This window comes from Serratia sp. CY29653, from assembly GCF_052169255.1.
Classification (GTDB): Bacteria; Pseudomonadota; Gammaproteobacteria; order Enterobacterales; family Enterobacteriaceae; genus Serratia; species Serratia sarumanii.
Window position 1 is genome coordinate 1,735,225 of the sequence record NZ_JBJNLC010000001.1, and the last position, 14,483, is coordinate 1,749,707.

Genomic DNA, 14,483 nt, shown 5'->3' on the forward strand with positions numbered 1-14,483 from the left:
CGGTGTTGCGACCGCTGCGCGGTGCGGCCAGCCCATCCCCCGCCGGCCGGATCACAACAAGGACGCACTGGCGCGACCTTGTTCAACCCGAAAGGAGAAACATCATGGCTAACATCGGCACCTTCACCGCAGAGAAAGACGGCTTCACCGGCCAGCTCCGCACCCTGACCCTGAACGTCAAGGTCAAGCTGGTTCCCAACGACAAGGGCGACAGCGAGAACGCCCCCGACTTCCACCTTCAGGCGGCCGGCCACGAGATCGGCGCGGCGTGGAAGAAGACCAGTGAGGCCGGGCGCGAGTACCTGTCCGTGAGCATCGACGACCCTTCGTTCCCGGCGACGGTCTATGCCCGCCTGATCGAGAACGAGGACGGCACGCACGACCTGATCTGGTCGCGCAGCAAGCCCAAGGCAGCCTGACGGCCGCCCACCGCGCCCCGTCCATTGCGGCGGGGCGCCGTGCTGCTGGCGCAGCACGTCACGCACGCGCCTACGGCGTGTCGCGTTCCTTCAACACCGCCTCCAGCTCCTGGCGCACCTGCGCCAGAAGCTGATCGGCCCTGCGCGTGCTGTCGCCGGCATAGGCCAGCGTCAGCAACGTGAGCGGATGCACGTCCATGACCTCGCACAGCTCGGTCAGCTTGTGCATGGTCGGGCTCTTCAGGTCGCGCTCCAGCAAACTCAGGTAGGTACGGCTGGACACGTCGGAGAACGCTTCCTGGCTCAAGCCGCGCGCTTTCCTGACCGTCCGTATTGCTGTCGCCAATGAGTCTTTCGCCGCCACCTATGGTTTTCCTTAGAAAACCAAGATGACAGCCGATTGCGCACTATAGGGCTACAAACTATAGTGCGCATTTGGTGTCGTTGATTTCCGTATTCGTGCCTTTGCAGAAATCCGCATGGGCGGATTCCGACAGAATCTGGGAACCGCATCTGTGTCTTTCCTGGCCTGCGCAATTCCGCTTCCGCGTTTCCGTGCATGTACGGATTCGATGGCTTGCGCCTTCGTGCTTTCCCGCCAAAGCACGCATCCGCTTCGGCGGTTCCGCGCTTCGGTGGAAAATCGTATCCGTGCATCCTCGGATGCGTGGGGATTCGGGCCATGACCCAGCCGCTCGTCACCGCTGAACAGCGGGCGCAACTGCTCGCCGTCGGCGCGGCACGCGCCGCTGGCCGAAGCATCGACCCAATGCCGGCGGTGCGACTGTTCACCCCCGACGCGCACGCCACCTGGCTGCTGGCCGCGCTCGACCCGGCCGATGGCGATACGGCATGGGGGCTGATCGACCTGGGAATAGGCATGCCCGGCCTGGGCCATGTGAAGCTGTCCGATCTGGCGTCCATCGTCGGGCCGCACAAGCAACCTGTGATGCGCGATCGCTACTTCCAGCCCGTGCGGCGGCTGTCGGAGTACCTGCGGCTGGCCGAGGAAAACGGTTCGATCACCGACTGAGCAGTCCCAGCCAACGACGGCGCATTCTGACTATTTCAGTCTTACCCAAGACCTGATTGGTCTGAATCCGCACTCTTGCACCGAAGCGGTGCGCTTCTGATGCAAACAGTCATGATCTATGGCGCGGGCTGCTGCACGGTGCTCCATGCTGCGCACCATTTTTGTGGCGCGCAACCGTCGCATTCAGACGATTTCCGCAATGCCCTGGAGCCAATCGGTCTTGACACCGCAGTTACAGAGTACCCCGATTTCGATGACGACTTGATGGCGACTCGATAGCTCCCGCACAGCGGAATCCGTGGCGACGTTCCTGCTGAATGACAGGAGGCTGCGTCATGGCTGACCCGAGCGCCGAACACTGGTATCCGACCGCCGCGTATCTCTACATGCTGCACCTCGACGGCCCCGCGCTGGCGTGGGAATACCTGCGTCGCCACCCCGACTACCGCCGCGACTGGCTGCGCCGCCGCCGCCGGCCAGAGGCCGCCGCGCGCTGGGGACTGCGCCTGCTGGAAGATCCCGCCCTGGATGCGCGCGACGCGCACCCGGCCTGGTTCCCCGATCACGATGCGGTAGTGCAGCTCTACCCGGACGCCGACCCGCCGCCCGACGCGGTGGCTTTCGCGTTCTGGTGCCTTCCCGGCCAGAAGCACCTGATCCACGACGGCAAGCGCCTGGTGCTGCTGACACGCTGGCTGGGCTGCTGCCTGCGGCTGGTGATCGCTCCCGGCCTGGCCGACGGCATGGCTTACGCCTATGCCATTCGCGCCTGCGCCGCATCCTGCGGACGCTATCAGGCGCTGGCGGCCGAACTGGACAAGCTGGCCGCCGCTGGCGATGCAGCGCCAGCGGGAACGGCACGGTCGCGGCCGGCACCCGCTGCGCTGCTGGAGTTGAACACGCTCCAGGCGCTCGACGGCACCCTCGCGGGCGCGTCCCTGCGCGACGTGGCCGAAGGGCTGTTCGGCGTCGATGCTGTCGCCGCCGACTGGTACGCCGATAGCGCCTTGCGCGCCCGCGTGCGGCGACTGGTGCACCGGGGCGATGCGCTGATGCGCGGCGGCTATCGCCGCCTGGCACAGCTTCCGCCCGTTGCACAGGGACGCGCTGCATCCCCTGCAAAACGTCCCTGAGCAGGAAGCCTTGCTTTCTTGAAAGTGCCTCTATCCGGCCGCGTGGTGTGGCCGGGCTTGATGGAGGTACATCCCATGCGACCCGCTCCCTTGCGGCCTGCCGCCGCTGCTGTCGCTGCGCCCGTGCAGCCCCAACGCTACCTGACCAACGACGAAGCCGCCGAATACCTGCGTCTGTCGCCGCGCACGCTGGAGAAACAGCGCGTGATCGGCGGCGGCCCGAAGTTCCGCAAGTTCGGCCGCCGCGTCATGTACGCGGTGGCCGACCTCGATGCCTGGGCCGACCAGCGCAGCTACGAGGCCACGTCCGACCCGGAATATGCCGAGCGTCACGCGGGCGACTACCGTGATGGCCGCTGATCGTCGGCTCGCCGGTGGCCATCGTCATGTCCAGCCCATCGCTGCCGTCGGGGCAGCGATCGCAGCAGCGGGAACAGCTCGACCTGTTCCGCGCGCTGCCGGGCGACGGCATGGCGCCGCGCGACAGCCAGGACTTGATGGCCTTTCCGTTCTTCTCGCTGGCGAAGTCGCGGCGCACGGCGCCGATCGACTTCCGCAGCGGGAACATCACCATCCGCGTGGAAGGCACGGCCGAGCACGGCATCGCCACGATATGGGATGCCGACGTGTTGATTTGGGCGGCCTCGCAGATCGTGGAGGCGCGCGACGCAGGCATTCGCCCGTCGCGCTGGATACACGCCACGCCCTACGAAATCCTGCGCTTCATCGGGCGCGGCACGTCCTTGAACGACTACCAGCGCCTGAAAGCCGCGCTCGACCGGCTGCAATCGACCAGCGTGGCGACTTCCATCCGCGAAACCACCGGGAGGCGCTTGCACCGCTTTTCGTGGGTGAACGAATGGCGCGAGCTGGCCGACGCCAGCGGCACGCCGCTGGGCATCGAGCTGATCCTGCCGGACTGGTTCTATGCCGGCGTGCTCGATGCCGCCCTGGTGTTGACCATCGACCCGGCCTATTTCCGCTTGAAAGGTGGCATCGAACGCTGGCTGTATCGCCTGGTGCGCAAGCACGGCGGGCGGCAGGAACACGGCTGGCAATTCGACTTCCGGCATCTGCACCGCAAGTCCGGCAGCGCGGCGCGCTTCTCGGACTTCGCCTACGACCTGCGCGTGCTGGTCGCGCGGCAGTCGCTGCCCGGCTACGTCCTGGGCATCGAGTCGATGCCGGACGAGAAGCTGGAACTGCTGACCTTCCGGCCCGTGCCGTTCACGGCACGGGGATAACTGCGGGAAAAGCTGTGGACGGCCTCGTGCTATCAGGAGTGCCGGGTATCGTGCTATCGGGAGTACGCCTATCGTGCTATCAGGAGTACGAAAACGCCGCAAAGCCAGTAACGGCGCGGGTTTGCGACCCCTCTAACTTACCTAACTATAAATCTCTAACTTTTAGTAGAAACGCGTCGTTTCGGTGGACAACCACGAAACGGCACGGCCAGGCCGGCTTTCCAGCAGGGAGGGCCGCGCCATGATCTTCGCGTTTCTCAACCAGAAAGGCGGCGTCGGCAAGACCACACTCGCTACCCACATCGCGGGCGAGCTGGCGATGCGCGGGCTGCACGTCATCCTGCTGGACGCCGACCCGCAGGGTTCTTCGCTGGACTGGACGCAGCGCAGAAGCCAGCAGGGCTTGCCACGGCTGTTCAGCGCCGTGGGCCTCGCCCGCGAAACGCTGCATCAGGAAGCGCCGGAGCTGGCCCGCCGCGCCGATCACATCATCATCGACGGCCCGCCGCGCATCGCCGCCCTGGCGCGTTCCGCGCTGCTGGCGGCCGAGCGCGTGCTGATTCCCGTGCAGCCCAGCCCGTATGACCTTTGGGCCAGCGCCGAGATGGTGGCGCTGATCCGCGAGGCACAGGTGTTCCGGCCTGCGCTGCGCGCGGCCTTCGTCATCAATCGGCGCGTCAGTACCACCATCATCGGCAGGGAAGCACGGCAATCGCTGGCCGAACAGCCGCTGCCGGCGCTGCACAGCGAAGTGCGCCAGCGCATCGTCTTCGCCGACAGCGTGGCCGCTGGCCGGCTCGCCCGCGAAACCGCGCCCGACAGCGCCGCCGCACGCGAGATTGCCGTGCTCACCGATGAACTGCTGCGGTGGCCGACATGAGCAGCCCGCGCAGCAAGCGCGTCGGCATCGGCGCACGTCCGCCCGCGAATCCGCACGCCGAGGCGTGGATTCGCCAGGGCGATGCCGATGCACTCAACAAAGGCGACCTCTACACCGCACGCCTGACGCTCGACGTGACGCCTGCGCTGCGCGCGCGCATCAAGATCGCCGCCTTCGGCCAGGGCGTGACCGTGGCCGAACTGCTGCGCGGCCTGCTGGAGCGGGAGTTTCCCGACAAGCGCCCGGAGAACCTGCCATGAACGGATCCGCCTTGCCTGCCGCTCATGCGGCGACGGCTGCACCGGCTGCTGCGCCGCCGCCTTCGCTTTCGACGCTCGCCGACCAAGCTGGCAGCGTGCCGCTGACTCGCGTATCGCTCGCCTACATCGAACCGCGCTTCAAGCTCTACCTGCGCTTCGGCGAGCCGGCGCGCACGCTGCGGCTCGACCGCTGGCGGCGCTGCGCGGTGTTCCTGCCGCGTGCAATGTTCTGCCGCGTGCGCTGGGAAGCAAACGACTACGGCACGATCCGCTGGCAACTCATGGTGATGCAAGCCGCCACGCCGCTGGACGACATGCAGCGCATCCCCGGCGTGCGGCCGGGCGCACGCCTGCTGCTGCACGCCGAAGGCGAAAACGCGGTGCCTGCCGTGCTGGAACGCATCGACGGCATCGAAGGGCAAGGCATCGCCGCCATCGACGTGTCGCCCGCGTACTGGCGCACGCTGGGCAACCGTCTGGCGGCCCGCCTGGCGCTGCCCGAATACACCGCCGAGCGGCACGCCGCCTGGCTGGCCGGAAAGGCGCTGCCATGACGACCCAATCCAACACCACATGCACGCACGAAGCCGCGCCGCATCCTCGCTCGCGCCTGCGCGTTCGCATCGTGCTGGCGGGCTTCGCTGCCGTCGGCCTCGCTGCGCTGGCCTGGGCGGCTTTCGTGTCGCCGCTGCCGCGTCTGACCTACAACCCGTCCGACAGCGTGGCGGTCGGCTGGTATCGCATCGAACCGTTCGACCCGCGCACCGCCTCGCTGCCACGTCCGTTGTCCGTGGACAGCATCGTGCTGGTGCCGCTGCCCGACAGGGCCGCCATGCTGGCTGCGCAGCGCGGCTACCTGCCGACCCGCGTTCCGCTGCTCAAACGTGTGGGCGCGGTCGCGCCGCAACACGTTTGCATGGTCGCCGGGCAGGTACGCATCGACGGCGTGCCTGCGGCCGCCTCGCTGCCTGCCGACCGGCTGGGCCGGCCGCTGCCATCCTTGCAGCTTTGCCGCCGCCTCGAACCGGGCGAGCTGTTCCTGTTGAGCGTGACCAATCCGGCATCGTTCGACAGCCGCTATTTCGGCCCGGTCAGCGCATCCGCCGTGATCGGCGTCGCGCACCCGGTCTGGCTGGAGACACGCCCATGATGGCCGTCGATTCGCTGCACGTTGCCGTGCCTCTCGTCGTGCCATCGAGCATGTCGTTCCAGTGGCTGCCGCCGTGTCGTCGCGCGTGCAGCGCGGGCGCATTCGCGCCGCGCCTCGCGCAACATCCGGCGCAGCCGTCCAGCGTGCAGGTGTCTTGCCTCGAACGCGCCCGGCCTGCGGCCATTGGCGCGTTCGCCGGCGGGCTGGCTGCAAGCAGCGCAGCGCCGCCGGGCCGCCGACGCCCGGAGCGACAGCGAGGGGCAAAGGCGGAAGGCAAGACAAAAGGACGCGGCACCGGGCCGCGTCGAAAGCCAGTCTGCACATGGGGGTTGCGCGGCACGGAGCGGCTTCGCCGCCGTGCCGCGTGGGGCGCGAAGCCCGCGCCGATGCGGGCGTGTCCGCGTGCTTCGCACGACCGGACACGCCAGAGCTTGCAGGGGGCGCAGCCATGACCGACCGCCGCGACGATGATTTCCGCATCCGCCCCAGCGCCCCGAAGAACCGGGGCCAGGGCTTCGTCTCCAAGGTGCTCAAGCAGGCAGGCAAGGCCAGCAGCGGCAAGTCGTCGGTGCGTCGTCCTGGTGCTGCCGGCGGCTCCGGGAGGGGCACGGGCCAGCGGCCCGGCTCGCGCCTGGGTCGCGGCCACACGGCGGCGCGCTTCGCCGGGGCGAAGCTGACGCCCATGTCGCGGCGCGTGACCATCAAGACGCTGCTGGTCAACCAGCGCCAGGCCAGCCCGCAGTCGCTCGCCAAGCACCTGCGCTACATCGAGCGCGATGGCGTAGGCCGCGATGGCGAGCCGGGCCAAGCCTACGGGCCGCAGACCGATGCCGCCGACCTCGACGCCTTCAAGGAACGCTGCGCCGACGACCGGCATCACTTCCGCTTCATCCTCTCGCCCGAGGACGGCGCCGAGCTGGAAGACCTGCGCACCTACACGCGGCACCTCATGGGCCGCATGGAGGCCGACCTGGGCATGGGCCTCGATTGGGTAGCCGTCAACCACTGGAACACCGACAACCCGCACACGCACATCGTCGTGCGCGGACGCGACGACACCGGCAAAGACCTCATCATCGCGGGCGACTACATCGCCGATGGCTTCCGCCATCGCGCCGCCGAACTGGCGACCGAATGGCTGGGGCCGCGCACCGAGCTGGAGATCCAGCAGACCTTGCAACGCGAGGTGGAGCAGGAACGGTGGACGAGCCTCGACCGTACCCTGCAACGAGAGGCCGGCGAGGATGGTCGGGTGCAGATCGAACGGTTCAACGAACCTGGGCTGCAACGCCAGCGCCTGCTGCTGATCGGCCGGCTGCAACGCTTGCAGCGCCTGGGCCTGGCCGACGAGATGCAGCCGGGCACCTGGGCCGTCCATGCCGACGCGGAAAAGACCCTGCGCGCCCTGGGCGAACGTGGCGACATCATCCGCACCATGCAGCGGGCGATGCGCGGCGAGCCGCGCGAACTGGCGGTGTTCGAGCCGGGCGACGAGGGCCGAACCATCCTCGGCCGCGTGGCCGCGAAGGGACTGGCCGACGAGCTGCGCGACCGGGGCTATCTGGTCATCGACGGCGTGGACGGCAAGGCCCACTACGTCGCGCTCAATGCCCGCGACGAGCTGGCGAACTACCCGACTGGCGCCGTGGTGGAGGTGAAGGGGTCGGCCGACGTGCGCGCGGCCGACAAGAACATCGCCGCGCTGGCGAGCGATGGCCTGTACCGCACTGACCACCACCTGGCCGTCGCGCAGGGTCAGGCCGTGCCGGGCCGCGATTCGCACGAAGTCGTCGCGGCCCACGTCCGCCGGCTGGAAGCCCTGCGCCGCGCCGGCATCGTGGAGCGCGTGGCCGAGGGGCTATGGAAGGTGCCGAACGACCTGGCCGAACAGGGCCGCCGCTATGACGCGCAGCGCCTGGGCGGCGTGGCGGTGGAACTGAAATCGCACCTGCCCATCGAGCGGCAGGCCCGCGTGATCGGTGCCACTTGGCTCGACCAGCAGTTGATCGGTGGCGGGTCGGGGCTGGGTGACCTGGGTTTTGGCAGCGAGGCCAAACAGGCGATGCAGCACCGTGCCGACTTCCTGGCCGAACAGGGGCTGGCAGAGCGGCGTGGGCAGCGCGTGATCCTGGCGCGCAATCTGCTGGGCACGCTGCGCAATCGGGAGCTGGCGCAGGCCGCCAGGGACATTGCGGCCGAAACCGGCCTGGAATATCGGCCTGCGGGTGACGGTCAGCGCGTGGCCGGTATCTACCGGCGCAGCGTCATGCTCGCCAGCGGGCGCTACGCCATGCTCGATGACGGCAAGGGGTTCAGTCTGGTGCCGTGGCGGCCGGTGGTCGAGCAGCGGCTGGGCCAGCAGCTTGCCGCTACGGTGCGCGGCGGCGGGGTGTCCTGGGAGATAGGACGGCAGCGTGGGCCTGCCGTTGGCTGATCTCCTGATATAGATCCATCCAGCGTCAACATGAAACCGCAGGTCTTGTCATAAAGAGCTTGGTTATAGAAATCTGTCTGGCATACGCAGAATATTCCTATCGCAGCCTCACGAACGTCGTGCGTTGCTAGCTGACATCGGAAGTGGAGTGCCAGCCTATTCGAAAGGGCACTTCCTGATTCAATGTGTTGCCAGGCCGCCTGGGGGTTGTTGATCCCAAGGGCTTGGGTTCATTCAGGCAGGCGGCCAGTTATGGGTTTCGTCTTGACCCTCTCGGTTCCAAGCATAGAGGGCGTCATACATCACCAGGCCGTGGCGCAGCATCTCGTGGTCGTCCACGAACATGCGCGATAGGCCGAGCGAGATCGCGTAGAGGCCCGCCGATTGTGGTGTGAGTTCGAGGCGTGAAGTGTCGGCACCGCGCACGATGTTGGCCAACTGCACGAGTGCTGGTTCGGTTAGCTGGTACTTTGCCAAGAAGGCATCGAAGCTGCATTGCTCCCCGACGTGGCTAAACTCTACTCCTGGGATGTCATAGGGTATCGCACCCGTTTTCTCTGCAATGGCTAGAACCTCTGATGCGGGTACGTAAAGGAACTCGGCATCATGGTCGATGAAGCGCAGAATTAGCCAGGGACAAGCGATACGGTCGATTTTGGGACGTTCACGTGTAATCCACTTCATCATTGCCTCCTTCGTGACTCGGCTGACTTGATCGAACCCTTCATCAAAGCGCAGATGCTGATCAGGCTGTCCGGGCGCACTGGATATATCGGTTGGCCACTTCATCCCACAGGATATTTTCCATAAATGCATCTACATAGGCTGCTGCCTTCGCGCCGTAGTCGATGTGGTAGGCGTGTTCATACATATCCAGGGCCAGTATGGGCGTTCCCCCTGCCATGGCGTGACAGTGATCAGATCCCCATTGATTGCTGAGCCGACCATCACGCGGTGACCAGACCAACAGCACCCAGCCAGAACCCCCCGCCAATGCTTTGCCCATTGCAGAGAACTCGGTTTGCCAGCGAGCCAGACTTCCGAAGTCGCGCTCAATGGCGTCCCGTAAGTCGCCGGGCGGCAACTGGCCATCACCGCCCAGCGCCGCAAAGTACACTTCATGCAGCACCATCGAGTTGTAGGCCACCAGTTCTTCTCGCTTGAGGCCATTGATCAGAAATCCAGCCTCATTCAAGTAATCAAGTTCTGCGAGCTTTCTGCGAATGGCATTGAGTCTTTTGACCGCGCCTGAATAGTTGTTTTCATGGTGGCTGACAATCAGTCGTTCCGATAGACCCCTGAGACTGGTTGGATCAATTGGCAAGGCGCGTATTTCAAGTGACATGGCTTCGTTCCTCACAGAATCAGGGTTTTCAACACCAGGCCCACGACAGCGCTGGCGGCAATGACTTGGATGACGCTGCGCTTGAAGCGGAACAGGGCTACAGCCGCTCCCAGCGCCATCAGCGCCGATATCCAGTCGAAGCGCCCGGCCAGGCCCTCGGGCCATAGCACGTGATAGGCGAAGAACACGGCCAGGTTCAGGATCACACCGACGACGGCTGCGGTGATGGCGGTCAAGGGCGCCGTGAAGCGAAGATTGCCGTGGGTCGATTCGACGAGCGGTCCGCCGGCGAGAATAAAAATGAAGGAAGGCAGGAAGGTGAACCAGGTCACCAGCGCCGCCGCGACGGCACCGGCGACGAACAGAAGGTCGGGACCGAACAGCGCCTGCACATAGGCGCCCACGAAGGCGACGAAAGCCACCACCATGATCAGTGGCCCCGGATTCGCTTCGCCGAGGGCCAGGCCGTCAATCATCTGCGTCGGGGTGAGCCAGGCGTAATGGCCAACCGCGCCTTGGTAGATGTAGGGCAGTACCGCATAGGCGCCGCCGAAGGTCAGCAGGGCCGCCTTGGTGAAGAACCATCCCATCTGCGTCAGGCTGTGATCCCAGCCGTAGCCTGCCGTGAGCAGCGCCATGGGAATCAACCACAGGAGAAAGCCGGCGACGGCCACGCGCAACAGGCCGGACCAGCGGAATCGGGCATGTTCGGGCGTTGGTGTGTCGTCATCAATCAGTGCCGGGCCGTAGGACTTGTCCGCTGCGGCATGACCACCACCCGTCTTGAACCTGTGCGGTGCAATGCGCCCGCCGATGTAGCCGGTCAGTGCGGCGCCGGCAACGATGTAGGGGAAGGGCACGTTCAGCGCGAAGATGGCCACGAAAGCGGCGGCGGCAATGGCCCACATCACGCTGTTCTTGAGTGCCCGCGAGCCGATGCGATGCACGGCCTGCACCACGACCGCCGTGATGGCGGGCTTGATGCCGTAGAACAGTCCCGCCACCAGGGCCGTGTCGCCGTAGGCGATGTAGAGCCACGACAACAGGATCAGGAAGCCCAGCCCCGGCAGCAGAAACAGGGTGCCCGCCACAATGCCTCCCCAGGTACGGTGCATGAGCCAGCCCATGTAGGTGGCCAACTGCTGCCCTTCCGGACCCGGCAGCAGCATGCAGTAGTTGAGCGCGTGCAGGAAACGGCGTTCACTGATCCAGCGGCGCTGTTCGACCAGTTCCCGGTGCATGAGGGCGATCTGTCCGGCGGGGCCGCCGAAGCCGATGAAACCGAGTTTTAGCCAGAGACGAAAAGCCTCCCAAAAACCGACCGGCGGCGGAGCCGCCACTACAACGTCCTCCGTCAAACTTTCTGTCACGTTATTTGTCACGTTATGGTTGCTCCTTTGTTGTCAAAGCTGGCGAGCAAGCCGTCGAAGACAGCAGATGCGGCGGCCAGCAGCGAATCGTCTTGGGTAAGGGTTTCGCGCAGCCCGGCGAGTACGCTCTCGATGCCGACCGCCTCGGGCGGCTGGATGCCACCGACATCGAGGTAATGCACCAGTAGGCCAAGCCGTGCGATGGCAGCCTGTTCCAGCCCGAAACTCACAGCCAGCACCTCGAAGGTGACGCGACCACCGATGTGGCTGAAGGTGGCACCATCGAAATCGAAGCCCAGCGCGTCGGGCGGGCAGTCGTCAGGACTGTCCAGCCACAGAATCCGCGCCTGCGGGTCGATGAAACGGCGGATTAGCCAGGCGCTGGCCAGCCGGTCCACCCAGGGCCGGCGCCGCGTCGCCCAGGTACGGCCCTGATAGTCGGACAGGCCCAGGCGCTCAATCACGCCGTTCATCGCCTGCGGTTCGTCCGGGGACAAGGCCCGCGCACAGGCCAGTTCCAGTTCACACAGGGCGGCATCCGTCTGCCGTTGCGCTTCGCCGGGGAAGAAGTCGATTTCGATTAGATTGGTGAAGGCCCTGCGCAGCTTGCGCACTTGCTTGAGCGCGTCTTGAACGGTCTCGGGGGTCAGCGTTTCCCGCACCTGTGCCACTTCGGCTGACAGGGCGGTGAATTCAGCGCCGCGATCGAACAGGGCGACGAAGCTCTCTCCCTCCGGCTCCTCGATGTGCAGCACATGGGCGCTCCCTCCTCCCTCGCGCACTTCGGCCGCCAGCCCTTCCAGGGTGGTGCGGCAATCTTCGTGTTCCGGCATCAGGTAGACACCGTCGCGCAGGACGGCGGCGCCGGATGCCTTGAGGGCACGCCAGACCCGTTGCCGGGCTGTGGCGTTCTCGGTGGGCAAAGACAGAATCAGGGTGATCATCTTCATGTTGTAGATATTATCTCAATGTAGAATAATACTCTACAACATTTTTTTCTGAGGCGGAGGGTCACATGAGCATCCACCTTGCTGGCTTAGTAGGTACGGCTTTCGGCTTTCTGTTCTCGGCCGGACTGATTAAGGCGGCGGCGCTTCCGGCAGTCGTCGTCGCTAGTAGGCGCAACGGTGGATTCGGCGAAAGACTCCTTCGCGGAACACGCATCTACCTCCAAACGCCACGGTTGCGCGGTCTGCTGGCATTGCATCTTTGCGCGGCGGCCGGTGGGGCGATGGTGTTCGTCAACACCATCGTGATCGTTCGGAACTTCTTGGATGGCAGCGAACAGCAGGTTGCACTGGCGCTTGCGACCTTCGGAGGCGGTTCCACGTTGGCCGCGCTGCTATTGCCCAAGGTGCTTGACCGAATCTCTGATCGCTGCGTGATGTTGTCCGCCGCGACGATGATGGTGCTTGCGCTGCTGGCCACTGCTGCCGCCTGGATCGCATTGCCATCTTGGCGAGATTGGGCGTTGCTGCTGCCGGCATGGGGCGTGTTGGGCGTTGCCTATGCCGGATTGGTGACGCCTGGAGGGCGCTTGATACGGCGGTCGGCACACGAGGAGGATCTACCAGCGGTGTTCGCCGCGCAATTCTCCTTCTCGCATATCTGTTGGCTGCTGGCGTACCCATTGGCAGGCTGGGTCGGCCTCAAGTTCGGTCTTGGCGTTGCCTTGGCTGCTCTGAGTTGCCTTGCGGTCGTTGGGATGCTTGCCGCAGTTCGGAGCTGGCCGCGAGACGACCAATCAGTTCTTGTGCATGAGCATGGCGATCTTCCAGATGACCATGCGCATCTTCGGTCGTATGGCGTAGCGCCGCACGCACATCCGTTTGTCATCGACACGCTGCATCGGCGCTGGCCCGGATGAACAAGTCGAGGTTCCGGCAATGGTTAAGGAGCGGCTTCTTTCTTGGTTCGCAGGGAGTGAGTATTCGATGGAATTGAGACACCTGAGATATTTTCTCGCTGTAGCGGAGGAACTTCACTTCGCACGTGCCGCAGAGAAGCTGCACATCGAGCAATCGCCCCTGTCCCGAGCCATCAAGGAGTTGGAAGAAGAATTGGGCGTTGTGTTACTCGCCCGTACCACACGCAGTACGCGGCTGACTCGTGCTGGCAAACTCTTCATAGTGCATGTGCGCCGCGTGTTCTCCGCCTTGGAACAAGCGCGCGACAGTGTGAAAGCAGCGGCGAATGGCTTTCATGGGCAGTTGCGTGTGGCCTTGTCCGATGGCATCACGCCATCGCGCCTGCCAGCTTTGCTGGCGTTGTGCCGCCAAGAAGAACCCGAGGTTGAACTGCGATTCTTCGAGGTGCCATTGTCTCAGCAGATCAAGGGGCTGCATGAAGATATGTACGACGTGGGGTTTGCACAGTCCGATGACGTGGGCGATGGCATCGCCACCATGCCGGCCTGGAATGACACGCTCATCGTGACGGTGCCAGCGCGGCATCCGCTGCTGGCACACAAGCGCATCCCTCTGGAGGAACTGCTGCGCTATCCGCTGGTTCTGTGCGATCCACAAGTGTGCGAAGGCCATGCCAAATTCGTCGATCGGGTGCTGCGCCGAGCCGACATTGAGCCGCTGGTCGCAGAGCGTGTCGCTACGTGCGATCTGATGATGGCCTTGGTATCGGCCGGCCTCGCGCTTGGGTTTACTGGCGCCGCGCGCATTGCCGCCAATCCCGATTCAGGCGTGGTGGCCCGGCCGCTGGCATTGCGCGTGCCGCCGCTGACAACCTACCTGCTGTACCCCGACGGCGAGCCGTCCGAGGTGCTGGCGCGGTTCGTTGAGCGCGTGCAGGCCATCGAGTCACCGGAACCCGCAAGGCCCAAGGCGGGTCGTCATTCCGATTTCCTAGAGGAGCCTCCGCCATGAAGAAGACCGTCCCATTCTTGTTGGTGGCCGCATTGACTGCCTGCGGCCAGTCCGAGACGCCTCAGAAGGCCAACACGTCGGAAGCGAATATCCCGACAGTGGAAGAACTGGCGGCCAACCCCGAACGGCTCAAAGAGTTGCGCCAGCAATGCAAGACCGATCGCCCCAAGCTCGGCGACTTGCTGTGCAACCGAGTGGCCGAGGCCACACGCAAGCGGTTCTATGGCGACGTCGAAACGCCGTACACGCCGCCGAAGGAACCGCCCAAGTTCTGATCGTTGGCGATTCGCCGCATCGCCTTCATTTTTCTGTTCGACACGCCGCAATGCGCCTTCG

The 14,483-nt window shown here is 65.1% G+C and carries 18 protein-coding genes; 13 read left to right on the forward strand and 5 right to left on the reverse strand.

Annotation, left to right across the window (positions count from 1 at the left end; translation table 11 throughout):
• Positions 1-104: 104 nt before the first annotated feature.
• The gene (locus ACJ8HN_RS08365; protein ID WP_014646114.1) at positions 105-419 is read left to right on the forward strand and encodes a DUF736 domain-containing protein; all 315 of its coding nucleotides are present in this window, start codon (positions 105-107) and stop codon (positions 417-419) included.
• A gap of 70 nt (positions 420-489) precedes the next feature.
• On the opposite strand, the gene ACJ8HN_RS08370 is transcribed toward ACJ8HN_RS08365, so the two are convergent.
• A complete protein-coding gene (locus tag ACJ8HN_RS08370) occupies positions 490-783 on the reverse strand; it encodes a helix-turn-helix domain-containing protein (RefSeq protein ID WP_015476703.1) in 294 nt (97 codons plus the stop codon).
• Between the two features lie 318 nt (positions 784-1,101).
• Between ACJ8HN_RS08370 and ACJ8HN_RS08375 the strand changes: the two genes are divergently transcribed.
• From ACJ8HN_RS08375 to ACJ8HN_RS08415, 9 genes are all read left to right on the forward strand, one after another.
• Positions 1,102-1,452 (forward strand): DUF2958 domain-containing protein, encoded by a 351-nt coding sequence (locus tag ACJ8HN_RS08375; RefSeq protein WP_015476702.1) that lies wholly within the window; start codon positions 1,102-1,104, stop codon positions 1,450-1,452.
• Between the two features lie 335 nt (positions 1,453-1,787).
• Positions 1,788-2,585 (forward strand): DUF2285 domain-containing protein, encoded by a 798-nt coding sequence (locus ACJ8HN_RS08380; RefSeq protein WP_028240160.1) that lies wholly within the window; start codon positions 1,788-1,790, stop codon positions 2,583-2,585.
• 75 nt (positions 2,586-2,660) lie between these two features.
• Positions 2,661-2,945, forward strand: a complete 285-nt coding sequence (locus ACJ8HN_RS08385; RefSeq protein ID WP_026069907.1) for a helix-turn-helix transcriptional regulator — start codon at positions 2,661-2,663, stop codon at positions 2,943-2,945.
• 26 nt (positions 2,946-2,971) lie between these two features.
• The gene (locus ACJ8HN_RS08390) at positions 2,972-3,829 is read left to right on the forward strand and encodes a replication initiator protein A (RefSeq protein ID WP_156867395.1); all 858 of its coding nucleotides are present in this window, start codon (positions 2,972-2,974) and stop codon (positions 3,827-3,829) included.
• A gap of 241 nt (positions 3,830-4,070) precedes the next feature.
• Positions 4,071-4,709 (forward strand): ParA family partition ATPase, encoded by a 639-nt coding sequence (parA, locus tag ACJ8HN_RS08395; RefSeq protein WP_015476698.1) that lies wholly within the window; start codon positions 4,071-4,073, stop codon positions 4,707-4,709.
• Complete coding sequence (locus ACJ8HN_RS08400; protein ID WP_023094609.1) at positions 4,706-4,969, forward strand: hypothetical protein; 264 nt, start codon at positions 4,706-4,708, stop codon at positions 4,967-4,969. Before parA ends, ACJ8HN_RS08400 begins: the two co-directional genes overlap by 4 nt.
• Positions 4,966-5,523, forward strand: coding sequence for a DUF2840 domain-containing protein (locus tag ACJ8HN_RS08405; RefSeq protein WP_015476696.1), 558 nt, complete (start codon positions 4,966-4,968; stop codon positions 5,521-5,523). Before ACJ8HN_RS08400 ends, ACJ8HN_RS08405 begins: the two co-directional genes overlap by 4 nt.
• Positions 5,520-6,119, forward strand: a complete 600-nt coding sequence (locus ACJ8HN_RS08410) for a S26 family signal peptidase (RefSeq protein ID WP_028240158.1) — start codon at positions 5,520-5,522, stop codon at positions 6,117-6,119. Before ACJ8HN_RS08405 ends, ACJ8HN_RS08410 begins: the two co-directional genes overlap by 4 nt.
• 448 nt (positions 6,120-6,567) lie before the next feature.
• Positions 6,568-8,553 carry a relaxase/mobilization nuclease domain-containing protein gene (locus tag ACJ8HN_RS08415; RefSeq protein WP_028240157.1) on the forward strand — a complete coding sequence of 662 codons (1,986 nt, stop codon included), beginning with the start codon at positions 6,568-6,570 and terminating at the stop codon, positions 8,551-8,553.
• 234 nt (positions 8,554-8,787) lie between these two features.
• Here ACJ8HN_RS08415 and ACJ8HN_RS08420 read toward each other — a convergent pair whose 3' ends face one another.
• Genes ACJ8HN_RS08420 through ACJ8HN_RS08435 form a run of 4 tightly spaced genes read right to left on the reverse strand, consistent with a single transcriptional unit; the run spans position 8,788 to position 12,218 of the window.
• A complete protein-coding gene (locus ACJ8HN_RS08420) occupies positions 8,788-9,240 on the reverse strand; it encodes a chromate resistance protein ChrB domain-containing protein (protein WP_236079463.1) in 453 nt (150 codons plus the stop codon).
• Positions 9,241-9,298: 58 nt separating this feature from the next.
• Entirely contained in the window at positions 9,299-9,898 is a 600-nt protein-coding gene (locus tag ACJ8HN_RS08425; protein WP_028240156.1) for a superoxide dismutase, read from the reverse strand.
• An 11-nt stretch (positions 9,899-9,909) separates the two neighbouring features.
• On the reverse strand, positions 9,910-11,280 hold the full coding sequence (gene chrA / locus ACJ8HN_RS08430) for a chromate efflux transporter (protein WP_404814402.1): 1,371 nt from the start codon (positions 11,278-11,280) through the stop codon (positions 9,910-9,912).
• Positions 11,277-12,218 (reverse strand): chromate resistance protein ChrB domain-containing protein, encoded by a 942-nt coding sequence (locus tag ACJ8HN_RS08435; RefSeq protein ID WP_028240154.1) that lies wholly within the window; start codon positions 12,216-12,218, stop codon positions 11,277-11,279. Before ACJ8HN_RS08435 ends, chrA begins: the two co-directional genes overlap by 4 nt.
• 65 nt (positions 12,219-12,283) lie before the next feature.
• Here ACJ8HN_RS08435 and ACJ8HN_RS08440 point away from each other — a divergent pair, with 65 nt between their 5' ends.
• The 3 genes from ACJ8HN_RS08440 to ACJ8HN_RS08450 all read left to right on the forward strand — a co-directional run bounded on the left by ACJ8HN_RS08440 (position 12,284) and on the right by ACJ8HN_RS08450 (position 14,422).
• Positions 12,284-13,135, forward strand: coding sequence for an MFS transporter (locus ACJ8HN_RS08440; protein ID WP_051231742.1), 852 nt, complete (start codon positions 12,284-12,286; stop codon positions 13,133-13,135).
• A 67-nt stretch (positions 13,136-13,202) separates the two neighbouring features.
• Positions 13,203-14,147 carry a LysR family transcriptional regulator gene (locus ACJ8HN_RS08445; protein WP_017677032.1) on the forward strand — a complete coding sequence of 315 codons (945 nt, stop codon included), beginning with the start codon at positions 13,203-13,205 and terminating at the stop codon, positions 14,145-14,147.
• Positions 14,144-14,422: an EexN family lipoprotein gene (locus ACJ8HN_RS08450; protein ID WP_028240153.1), complete on the forward strand. Its 279-nt coding sequence runs from the start codon at positions 14,144-14,146 to the stop codon at positions 14,420-14,422. The genes ACJ8HN_RS08445 and ACJ8HN_RS08450 overlap by 4 nt, the downstream gene beginning before the upstream one ends.
• Positions 14,423-14,483 lie beyond the last annotated feature (61 nt).

What these genes read in the sequence shown, in the direction of transcription:
- ACJ8HN_RS08365 (WP_014646114.1), top strand. Translation starts at nt 105, where the DNA reads ATGGCTAACATCGGCACCTTCACCGCAGAGAAAGACGGCTTCACCGGC.
- ACJ8HN_RS08375 (WP_015476702.1), top strand. Translation starts at nt 1,102, where the DNA reads ATGACCCAGCCGCTCGTCACCGCTGAACAGCGGGCGCAACTGCTCGCC.
- ACJ8HN_RS08380 (WP_028240160.1), top strand. Translation starts at nt 1,788, where the DNA reads ATGGCTGACCCGAGCGCCGAACACTGGTATCCGACCGCCGCGTATCTC.
- ACJ8HN_RS08385 (WP_026069907.1), top strand. Translation starts at nt 2,661, where the DNA reads ATGCGACCCGCTCCCTTGCGGCCTGCCGCCGCTGCTGTCGCTGCGCCC.
- ACJ8HN_RS08390 (WP_156867395.1), top strand. Translation starts at nt 2,972, where the DNA reads ATGTCCAGCCCATCGCTGCCGTCGGGGCAGCGATCGCAGCAGCGGGAA.
- parA (WP_015476698.1), top strand. Translation starts at nt 4,071, where the DNA reads ATGATCTTCGCGTTTCTCAACCAGAAAGGCGGCGTCGGCAAGACCACA.
- ACJ8HN_RS08400 (WP_023094609.1), top strand. Translation starts at nt 4,706, where the DNA reads ATGAGCAGCCCGCGCAGCAAGCGCGTCGGCATCGGCGCACGTCCGCCC.
- ACJ8HN_RS08405 (WP_015476696.1), top strand. Translation starts at nt 4,966, where the DNA reads ATGAACGGATCCGCCTTGCCTGCCGCTCATGCGGCGACGGCTGCACCG.
- ACJ8HN_RS08410 (WP_028240158.1), top strand. Translation starts at nt 5,520, where the DNA reads ATGACGACCCAATCCAACACCACATGCACGCACGAAGCCGCGCCGCAT.
- ACJ8HN_RS08415 (WP_028240157.1), top strand. Translation starts at nt 6,568, where the DNA reads ATGACCGACCGCCGCGACGATGATTTCCGCATCCGCCCCAGCGCCCCG.
- ACJ8HN_RS08420 (WP_236079463.1), bottom strand. Translation starts at nt 9,240, where the DNA reads ATGATGAAGTGGATTACACGTGAACGTCCCAAAATCGACCGTATCGCT.
- ACJ8HN_RS08425 (WP_028240156.1), bottom strand. Translation starts at nt 9,898, where the DNA reads ATGTCACTTGAAATACGCGCCTTGCCAATTGATCCAACCAGTCTCAGG.
- ACJ8HN_RS08435 (WP_028240154.1), bottom strand. Translation starts at nt 12,218, where the DNA reads ATGAAGATGATCACCCTGATTCTGTCTTTGCCCACCGAGAACGCCACA.
- ACJ8HN_RS08440 (WP_051231742.1), top strand. Translation starts at nt 12,284, where the DNA reads ATGAGCATCCACCTTGCTGGCTTAGTAGGTACGGCTTTCGGCTTTCTG.
- ACJ8HN_RS08445 (WP_017677032.1), top strand. Translation starts at nt 13,203, where the DNA reads ATGGAATTGAGACACCTGAGATATTTTCTCGCTGTAGCGGAGGAACTT.
- ACJ8HN_RS08450 (WP_028240153.1), top strand. Translation starts at nt 14,144, where the DNA reads ATGAAGAAGACCGTCCCATTCTTGTTGGTGGCCGCATTGACTGCCTGC.